We start from the raw sequence: 9921 nt of genomic DNA, 5'->3' as shown, positions 1-9921 counted from the left end.
TCAAGCGGTATCAAGCGGTATCAAGCGGTATCAAGCGGTAAATCTAAACACCTACAGCTTCTCCACACCAGCTTTTTCGCTATTAATCTATACATTCATTTAATCTTTCTAAAAAATCTCACAGAAATCTTAGCATCAACTCATATTGCATCTAGCCGCAAAACGCCCTAACTCTTAGGCTTTAACACTCTCACAGCATTGTCATCCATATCAATTGTCATCGCTTAACACCGCTCGAAACCAATCTTAGCTTGTATAGAATCAAGCCGCGAAGCGCCCTAGCCCTTAGGCTCTAACGCTCTCACCGCATTGTCGTCCTTATCGCTTTCCATCAGCTTTCACGCTTGTCATCAGCATTTACATTTTATAAGCGTTTTTTTAGCGTTATAATCTGCCAATCAAACTCTAACTCACTAATTGCAGTCGATTTAACTTGGTGCTTTAGCTGATCATTCGCACGCCAACCAAATACAGACATATCAAGTAGTGTTAATGCCTGCTCACCCGTAACAGATTGGGTAAATACCACTTGCTGCTGCACATCTATTTCCACATCGTTAGGTAAATTTAACTGCAGCGGCTTTTCAGCTAAGTCGGGATAAACCTGTTGCTTAATTTGCCACAAATGCCTAATGCCTGGCTGCAACAATACAATCCGTCCGTCATCTTTTAAAATCCGAATGCATTCTTTACCCTTTAACGGTGAATCAAGAACCGTCACGATATCGACTGATTGCGAAGCAAAAGGCAATTTCTTTAACTCCAACAACAATAAATTTGCGGGTGTTTCAGATTTTGCCGCTGCAAAGATAGCATTTTCAGCATCGGTAATACCCCAGTGCTGGCACGATACATTTGCTTCTACTAACGCAGGCACAAGCTGCCGTAAATAATAGCCGTCAGCACATTGATAATCGATATGCTGTAATAGTGTTTCACTATTAGCAGTACATAAGTCCAGCAAAACAGCTTGAAGTTGTTTAATTAACGGTGCAAACAAGCCGGATTCTAATAAAAAATGTCGCCCACGCATTAATTGGCGAGACTCCACTTGTGGCTTACTCTTGCCCTTTACGTTGCTCAACAGTGGCCAGTAACCATTAGGGTGCTTATCAAAATGATGTTTATTTTCGCAATAAAATCCCGATGAAGCTTGATGTTGATTTAGTGGAGCTGAACACACTGGACATAATAAAGATAAAGTCATAAATACACTGATAGTTAATTGAAAGATGGTAAAACAAAAACGGGTAGAAATACCTAGTATGGTAAGCCTACCCGCTATGCAAACAAAAGTCGCTTAAATGCTTACCTTAAAGATAGAGCAATCCAAGCAATATCGCACCAAGAGCAAGGCGATATAATACAAACGGCGTCATGCCTATTTTGCTAATAAATTTTAAAAAGAAATGGATACATAAATACGCAGCAATAAATGAAACTACAATCCCTAAACCAAGCGCTTGGTAATCGATAGGGGCTGGACTGCTAACCAAGTCTTTTGTCACCAGTAGGGCGGCACCAAAGCTAACAGGAACAGACATAAGGAATGAAAACCGAGCTGCTGCATCACGTGTAAGCCCTAACATTAATGCTGCAGTCATCGTGGCCCCAGAGCGCGAGGTACCAGGAATTAAGGCCATAGCCTGTGCTAAACCGATAAGCAAAGCCTTTTTCCAACCCATTTGAAATTCAGTTAACTGTGCTTTAGACATTCTATCAGCCACCCATAACAGCAAACCAAAAACTATCGTTGTGATGGCAATCACTAAAGTATTTCTAAAATGGGTTTCAATAAAGTCTTTGGCGGTAAACCCTACAATAACTGCCGGTATAGTAGCTAAAATAATCCACCAAGCAAGTTTACTTTCTTGAGTTTGTTGTTTGCTAGCTAAGCTAGTAAACCAGGCTTTAGACAGTACAATAATCTCATTTCGAAAATAAATCACCACGGCAAATAAAGAGCCTGTATTTACCGCAACATCAAATGATAAACCTTGATCAGCCCAACCTAATATTTGTGATGGTAAAATTAAATGTGCCGAGCTAGAAATAGGCAAAAATTCCGTTAGGCCTTGGATTAATGCCAGCAGAATAACTTGAAACGTTTCCATATGTGTCCTTGTTAGAGATTAACCTATCGATTGGTTATAACGTGTTAATGGGTAATAGTTCTGGTGGGAACTCAAATGCAATAGGCCATAATTGTTGACATTGTTTGTCATAATTCTGCCAAAGTGTTTGATAGCTTTGTAACGTCACAGGATGAGGCAAATTAGGGACTAATTCAGCCAAAGGCCACAATACAAACGCGTTAAATAAAATTTCGCCGCGGGGTAATTCTACGGGAATGTCACAAATAACATCGTCATACAGCAACAAGTCAATATCAAGGCTCCTTGGGCTGAATTTCTTCTCCCCCCTAATACGGCCATTGTCTTGTTCAATTTGCTTAAATGTTGTCACCACCTGTGCAATGGATAAATCGGTATCAGCCGCTGCCACCATATTTAAAAAATTAGTGCCTTTAAACCCTACCGATTCACTCTCAAAAACTCGTGATAATTGTAATGGGCCAAAATATTGTTGTAAATCAACCAGACCGGCTTTAAGGTGTTTCTCAGGAGAAATATTAGTGCCCAAGCTTATGTAAATACGTGCCATTGACTGACCTAATGCTAAACAGTAAAAAAAAATAACACTTAAATGCTACCGCGTTCAATCTCGACACCAACAGAAACAGCATGAGGTATTGCACCAGGCTTCATCACAACCACTTTAACCCAAGGCACATTGAATTCGTCTTGCAAACAATGCGCAATCATTTCAGCGACAGTTTCAATCAATTCAATCGGATTCTCAGTAATTAATGCAGTTAAACGATTTGATACCGTTTCATAGCACAGTGCATTTTCGTAACTGTCACTGGCGGCAGCAAGACGATTATCCCATGCCATATCTAAATCGATAAGCAATGTCTGATGAAGTTTTTTTTCCCACTCATAGATACCGATAATGGTCTCTATAGCTAATTGGCGAATGAGTACTTTATCCATAAAAAATCCCTACCTTAATCGATGTGAAAGGACGTCAAATTCATCCTAATCGAGCTTTATTACCGATTATATGCCGAATAAACACATTTAAGCTTTTTCCTAATGAATTAAAACAGTAGGATAGGCGTTGTTGTTCAATTAACATCAACTAAATGGTTAATGTTAACGCGAACACAGCTTCAGTGGATACTGAAAATTACATGTCTTACAAATGAATGCGCGATGATACCCTAAGAAGAGTAAGGAAACCAATTTGAACGCCGTTACAGTCACCATTTTGATGATCATTGCCGCCTACCTAGCGGGTTCGATCTCAAGTGCCGTATTGGTTTGTAAATTAAGAGGTTTACCTGATCCAAGAACCAGCGGCTCCGGCAATCCTGGTGCGACTAATGTGCTACGCATTGGTGGAGTCAGTTCTGCAGCGCTTGTGTTATTTTTTGACATGCTCAAAGGTGCACTGCCTTCTTATCTGGGCTATAAAATAGGACTTGATGCAGCATCCTTAGGTTTTATTGCTGTCAGTGCCTGCTTAGGACATATATTCCCAATATTTTTTGGCTTTAAAGGCGGCAAAGGTGTTGCTACAGCCTTTGGTGCAATGGCACCGATTGGTGGTGATTTAGCACTATGCCTAATCCTCACTTGGATTGTGTTTTTACTATTAACGCGTTATTCCTCTGTAGCCGCAATGGCAACCGCAACATTAGCGCCCTTTTATACTTGGTGGCTAGACGAACGATTTATTCTTCCGGTTGCGATGCTCTCAACCCTTATTTTAATCCGCCACAAAGACAATATTGGTCGTTTGCGCCATGGCGAAGAAAGTAAAGTCTCACGAAAAAAATACATAAAAAAACCCAACACAAAATAGTATTGGGGTTTTCTTTGCAGTTTGACAGTCAATCATCACTTACATCAAACACATCAACTCAAACTCAACAATTAATCAACTGCTGGCAATGAATCTAAAGGCCATCTAGGCTGACCTTTAACCTCTAGCCCCTCTGTATGCCCTGCACGTAAACGCTGTAATCCAGCGTAAGCAATCATGGCTCCATTGTCAGTACAAAACTCACCGCGAGGATAATACACTTGACCGCCTAACTTGGTCATCATCTCAGCCAATGACTCACGTAAACGGGTATTGGCACTCACGCCACCGGCAATAACTAAACGTGTATAACCAGTTTGCTTCAAGGCTCGTTTACATTTTATCGCAAGCGTATCAACAACAGCCTCTTCAAATGCACGAGCAATATTGGCACGAGTTTGATCATCATTGGGTTCTGCTGCGATAGTATTTGCCGTAAATGTTTTCAATCCTGAAAAACTAAAATCTAATCCCGGTCTATCAGTCATTGGACGAGGAAATTTATAGCCTACAGACAAGCCTTTTTGAGCCAATTTGGCTAAACGAGGGCCACCAGGATAATCTAAGCCCATGAGCTTTGCCGTCTTATCAAAAGCTTCACCAGCGGCATCATCGACAGATTCACCTAACACTTGATATCGTCCTATGCCTTCAACCTGCACTAACATTGAATGACCGCCAGACACTAACAAGGCTAAAAAAGGAAATTCCGGCGCATTATCTTCCAGCATAGGCGCCAATAAGTGCCCTTCCATATGATGCACACCAATTGCAGGTTTATTCCATGCATACGCCAAAGAGCGTCCAACACAAGCACCAACAAGCAACGCACCAATTAGCCCAGGGCCTTTGGTGTACGCAACACCGTCAATATCATCTAGGCTTGAATTAGCTTCTGATAAAGCCTGCTTAATCAATGGCACAATTTTGCGAACATGATCACGAGAGGCAAGCTCAGGCACAACACCACCGTAATCGGCGTGCAATTTAACTTGGCTATATAGCACATGTGACAATAAGCCTAACTTATCGTCATATACTGCTATTCCAGTCTCGTCACAGGATGTTTCAATACCAATAACCCGCATAATCTCTCGTCTTCATTAAAAATAAGGCCGCCAATTCTACCCGTCTCAGCGTAAATACTCCAATGTTTAACGATTAAATACCCATCCTTTATAAGTAAGTCAGCAACTCAAGAGTCAGAACAAGCGAAACACACACAAAGACATATTTTAAACAGTCACAATTCGTTTTAAATACACATATCAAGGGGTAACCATGATATTGTTGATGCATATTACTTAATGAAACTTGAACTGCAGCACGACCATCCGCTATTAATGCGGATAGCCATACAGCAGCTACTTTTTTATTAAATATAAAAAAATGAAACTGCGAGCTATTTCCCCGAAGAGAAAATCAATCAGGGGTTTACAAATGGTCGCCGCTCGGTGTAAAATTCCGCACCATTTTAAATAGCCTTTGGTTTGAGTGAAGTCACTAAAAATGTTTAGTCGATTTAATCATCCAACATAACTACACCTAAGGGGTGATGGCGTATGCCAATTATTAAAGTACGTGAAAACGAACCATTCGACGTAGCTCTTCGTCGTTTCAAGCGCTCTTGTGAAAAAGCTGGTATTTTAGCTGACGTGCGTGCTCGTGAATTTTACGAGAAGCCAACTACTGCCCGTAAGCGTGCAAAAGCAGCTGCAGTTAAGCGTCTAGCTAAGAAGCTTTCTCGCGAAAACGCACGTCGCGTACGTTTATATTAATCTCATTATGAACTTAACCGATCAGCTAAAAGACCAAATGAAAGATGCCATGCGCGCTAAAGATAAAGTGCGCTTAGGAACAATTCGTATGGCACTTTCTGCCATCAAACAGATTGAAGTGGATACCCGCGAAACTCTGACTGATGAACAGACAATAGCTGTATTAACCAAAATGGTTAAACAACGCCGTGATTCGATTGCTCAATATGAAGCAGCGAATCGTCCGGAGTTGGCAGCAGTCGAAGCAGATGAAATTCGAGTAATCGAAAATTTTCTGCCTACACCGCTAACAGAAGATGAAGTAGCAGCGATTATCGATGCTACTATTATTGATGTTGGTGCTGCATCCATGGCGGATATGGGTAAAGTAATGGGAGCATTAAAAGCTAAAGTTCAAGGCCGTGCAGATATGAGTGCCATTGGTACAATGATCCGCGCTAAGTTGAAGTAATCAACTTTTAATGTTGAATAAGCCGTGCACTTGCACGGCTTGTTTGTTTACATCAGTTGATAAAGTAAATTCGAGAACAACAGCAATCAATGTCGATACCTCGTGATTTTATCAATGAGCTAATAGCTCGAATAGACATAGTCGATTTAATTGATCGTAAAGTGCCGTTGAAAAAAGCTGGTAAGAACCATTCAGCTTGTTGTCCTTTTCATAGCGAAAAATCACCCTCTTTTACTGTTAGCAGAGACAAACAGTTTTACCACTGTTTTGGTTGCGGTGCCCATGGCAATGCTATTGATTTTGTCATGGAATATGATCGCCTAGAATTTGTTGATGCCATTGAAGAACTTGCAGGTCAGCTTGGTCTTGCCGTACCACGAGAGCAAGGCACAGGGAAAAGGCCAGATCAAGGATTAAGTCGAGATTTATACGAATTGATGGAAGAAGCCAACCTCTTCTATCAAAGCCAACTTAGGCAACACCCAGACAAGCAAAAAGTGGTCGATTATCTTGAGTTTCGCGGATTATCGTCTGAAGTTATTGAGCAGTTCGGTATTGGGTTTGCACCCGATGGTTGGGATGGTTTACTAGGGCGTTACAGGCAGAATGTGCCAGCCCAAGATAAACTACTGACAGCAGGCATGTTAATTGCCAATGATAGCGGTAAACGCTATGACCGTTTTCGCGACAGATTAATGTTCCCAATACGCGATCGTCGTGGTCGTGTTGTTGGATTTGGTGGTAGAGTTTTGGGTGACGGCACCCCAAAGTACTTGAATTCTCCAGAAACGCCCATATTTCATAAGGGTAATGAACTTTATGGTTTATATGAGCTAAAGCAAAAACACCGTGACCCACAGCATGTGCTCATTGTTGAAGGGTATATGGATGTCGTCGCACTCGCCCAATTTGGGGTTGATTATGCGGTTGCATCGTTAGGTACATCCACTACAGCTGAACAATTTCAGCTTTTAGTGCGTAGTGCCAAACAAGTGGTCTGTTGTTATGACGGTGACCGCGCCGGCCGCGAAGCAGCTTGGCGAGCACTAGAAACAGCATTACCACTATTAAAACCGGGTGACCAAGTCAAGTTTATGTTTCTACCGCAAGGTGAAGACCCAGACACTATGGTCCGCAAAATTGGCAAAGAAGCATTTGAAGCATTAATGCAAAAAGCCATGTTACTGCCCGAGTTTTTGTTTGACACATTAAGTGCTAATCACGGCACCGATAAAGGGGCATTAGCCAAGCAAGCAATTGCGCTAATTGAAAAGGTACAAGATACCGTCCTACAGAATTTACTGTTAGAAAACTTAGCACATAAACTAGGCATGAACAGTAGCGAAGATTTAAAGAAAAAATTAGGTTTTTCTGTAAAACAGGTAAAACCATTAAATGCGAAAGGCTTACAAGGTCGTGGCACGCCATTAAGATTGGCCATTGGCCTACTGGTCCAAAATCCAAGTTTAGGCTTTGGTTTGGCAAAACAGCCTGCACTAGATCGATTACAGATGACCGGCATAGAATTGCTCAATCATTTGTTAGATATAACTCGAGAGCAAACGTTAAACAGCGCACAACTACTTGAAATGCATAGAGAGCATAATCAAAAAAGCACTCTAATAAAGCTAGCCCAATGGGAACATCAAGTGGCGGATGAAAATGTATTGCCAGAGTTCAAGCAAACCCTGATTTGGTTAAATAACCAATATATTGAACAACGATATCAGGAATTAAGCCTAAAACAGGCTTTAACGAAAGTTGAAAAAATGCAGCTAACAAAGCTGATTTCTATAATGAAAGGCATAGCGAAGTAATACGCAATTTATTCGTAAAGAATATGCGTACAAACATTGCCATGGACTAGCTAAGGTTAGTCCACACAGCTATAATTGACGATTTGCGCGCCACTTAGCATAGCTAACTGGCCTATCGTTTTATCAGTTACCCAAAATTGGATGATATCTATGGATCACACTCCGCAGTCGCAACTCAAACTGTTGCTCGCTAAAGGTAAAGAGCAAGGTTACTTAACCTATGCAGAAGTGAACGACCACTTACCTGCAGACATGGTCGATTCCGATCAGATTGAAGATATTATCCAGATGATAAATGACATGGGTATCCGCGTTTTTGAAGAAGCGCCAGATGCCGATGACATGATGATGTCGGAAGACAACACAGACGAAGATGCTGCAGAAGAAGCAGCGGCAGCTCTCGCAACCGTAGAAAGTGAGTTAGGCCGAACCACAGACCCTGTCCGCATGTATATGCGTGAAATGGGCACGGTAGAGCTACTTACTCGCGAAGGCGAAATTGTTATTGCTAAACGTATCGAAGAAGGTATCAACACTGTACAGAGTTCTGTTAGTGAGTACCCTCAAGCGATCGCAATGATCTTAGAGCAATTCGATAAGTATGAAGCTGAAGAATTGCGCTTGTCTGATATTATCTCTGGATTTATCAATCCTGACGACGATGACGTCGCACCTACCGCCACCAACGTTGGATCTGAATTAGCTGACACTAAAAAAGATGACGATGATGACGATAACGACGATGATGACGATGAAGAAGAGGAAGAAGGTAACAAAGGACCTGATCCTGAAGAAGCCAAAGAGAAATTTACTCAACTTCGAGAAGCCTACGAAAAAAGCTTAGGTATTATTGCTCAAAAAGGCCGTGATCACCCTGAAGCAATAGGCTCATTATTTGTTATCGGCGAATTATTCAAAGAGTTCCGCTTAGTTCCTAAACAATTTGACCGTTTAGTTAAAAGCATGCGCAACATGATGGACCGCGTTCGTATTCAAGAACGTTTAGTCATCAAGCTTTGTGTTGAACAAGCTAAAATGCCAAAGAAAAACTTTATTAAAGCATTCACTGGCAACGAAACTAACTTAGATTGGTTTAACAAAGAAAAAGCAAGCACTAAGCCATACGCTGAAGGTTTGCGTATGATCACCGATGACGTAACGCGTTGTGTGACCAAGCTAGGTGCTATCGAAGTTGAAACAGATTTAACCATCGCAGGCATTAAAGACATTAACCGTCGTATGTCTATCGGTGAAGCGAAAGCTCGTCGTGCGAAAAAAGAAATGGTTGAAGCTAACTTACGTCTGGTTATTTCTATTGCCAAAAAATACACCAACCGTGGTTTACAGTTCTTGGATTTAATCCAAGAAGGTAACATTGGTTTGATGAAAGCAGTAGATAAGTTTGAATACCGCCGTGGTTATAAATTCTCGACTTATGCAACGTGGTGGATCCGTCAGGCAATCACTCGTTCAATCGCCGACCAAGCACGTACGATCCGTATTCCAGTACACATGATCGAAACGATTAACAAGCTGAACCGTATTTCTCGTCAAATGCTTCAAGAAATGGGCCGTGAGCCGTCTCCTGAAGAATTAGCAGAACGTATGATGATGCCTGAAGATAAAATTCGTAAGGTACTGAAAATCGCTAAAGAGCCAATCTCAATGGAAACCCCTATCGGTGACGATGAAGATTCGCATTTAGGTGATTTTATCGAGGATACTACCCTCGAGCTACCACTTGACTCAGCAACTAGCGAAAGTCTAAAGAACGCCACACACGAAGTGTTAGCAGGCCTAACAGCCCGTGAAGCAAAAGTACTGCGTATGCGTTTTGGTATCGACATGAATACTGACCACACGTTAGAAGAAGTGGGCAAGCAATTTGATGTAACACGTGAACGTATTCGTCAAATTGAAGCAAAAGCGTTACGTAAACTACGTC

10 protein-coding genes are annotated in these 9921 nt (G+C 41.6%); 5 read left to right on the top strand and 5 right to left on the bottom strand.

Annotation, left to right across the window (positions count from 1 at the left end):
• Nucleotides 1-364 precede the first annotated feature (364 nt).
• The 4 genes from H5202_RS14010 to folB form a co-directional block, all read right to left on the bottom strand.
• Entirely contained in the window at nucleotides 365-1207 is an 843-nt protein-coding gene (locus H5202_RS14010) for a putative RNA methyltransferase (protein WP_182772616.1), read from the bottom strand.
• 106 nt (nucleotides 1208-1313) lie between these two features.
• Nucleotides 1314-2114 (bottom strand): undecaprenyl-diphosphate phosphatase, encoded by an 801-nt coding sequence (locus H5202_RS14005; protein WP_182772615.1) that lies wholly within the window; start codon nucleotides 2112-2114, stop codon nucleotides 1314-1316.
• A 34-nt stretch (nucleotides 2115-2148) separates the two neighbouring features.
• Entirely contained in the window at nucleotides 2149-2664 is a 516-nt protein-coding gene (folK, locus tag H5202_RS14000) for a 2-amino-4-hydroxy-6-hydroxymethyldihydropteridine diphosphokinase (protein ID WP_182772614.1), read from the bottom strand.
• 38 nt (nucleotides 2665-2702) lie between these two features.
• Nucleotides 2703-3056, bottom strand: a complete 354-nt coding sequence (gene folB / locus H5202_RS13995) for a dihydroneopterin aldolase (protein ID WP_011638438.1) — start codon at nucleotides 3054-3056, stop codon at nucleotides 2703-2705.
• Nucleotides 3057-3336: 280 nt separating this feature from the next.
• Between folB and plsY the strand changes: the two genes are divergently transcribed.
• A complete protein-coding gene (gene plsY, locus H5202_RS13990; RefSeq protein WP_443019410.1) occupies nucleotides 3337-3930 on the top strand; it encodes a glycerol-3-phosphate 1-O-acyltransferase PlsY in 594 nt (197 codons plus the stop codon).
• A 71-nt stretch (nucleotides 3931-4001) separates the two neighbouring features.
• On the opposite strand, the gene tsaD is transcribed toward plsY, so the two are convergent.
• Complete coding sequence (gene tsaD / locus H5202_RS13985) at nucleotides 4002-5018, bottom strand: tRNA (adenosine(37)-N6)-threonylcarbamoyltransferase complex transferase subunit TsaD (protein WP_182772612.1); 1017 nt, start codon at nucleotides 5016-5018, stop codon at nucleotides 4002-4004.
• Between the two features lie 474 nt (nucleotides 5019-5492).
• On the opposite strand from tsaD, the gene rpsU reads away from it, so the two are divergent.
• The 4 genes from rpsU to rpoD all read left to right on the top strand — a co-directional run.
• Complete coding sequence (gene rpsU / locus H5202_RS13980; protein WP_006080725.1) at nucleotides 5493-5708, top strand: 30S ribosomal protein S21; 216 nt, start codon at nucleotides 5493-5495, stop codon at nucleotides 5706-5708.
• A 7-nt stretch (nucleotides 5709-5715) separates the two neighbouring features.
• Nucleotides 5716-6159 carry a GatB/YqeY domain-containing protein gene (locus H5202_RS13975; RefSeq protein WP_123881926.1) on the top strand — a complete coding sequence of 148 codons (444 nt, stop codon included), beginning with the start codon at nucleotides 5716-5718 and terminating at the stop codon, nucleotides 6157-6159.
• Nucleotides 6160-6248: 89 nt separating this feature from the next.
• A complete protein-coding gene (gene dnaG / locus H5202_RS13970) occupies nucleotides 6249-7976 on the top strand; it encodes a DNA primase (protein WP_182772611.1) in 1728 nt (575 codons plus the stop codon).
• A 150-nt stretch (nucleotides 7977-8126) separates the two neighbouring features.
• Nucleotides 8127-9921: RNA polymerase sigma factor RpoD (rpoD, locus tag H5202_RS13965; protein ID WP_220493877.1), on the top strand; the 1795-nt coding region annotated here is incomplete at its 3' end.

This window comes from Shewanella sp. SG41-4 (assembly GCF_014164505.1).
GTDB lineage: Bacteria > Pseudomonadota > Gammaproteobacteria > Enterobacterales > Shewanellaceae > Shewanella.
Note: the sequence above shows the minus strand (reverse complement) of the source record. Positions and strands in the feature narration are given on the sequence as shown.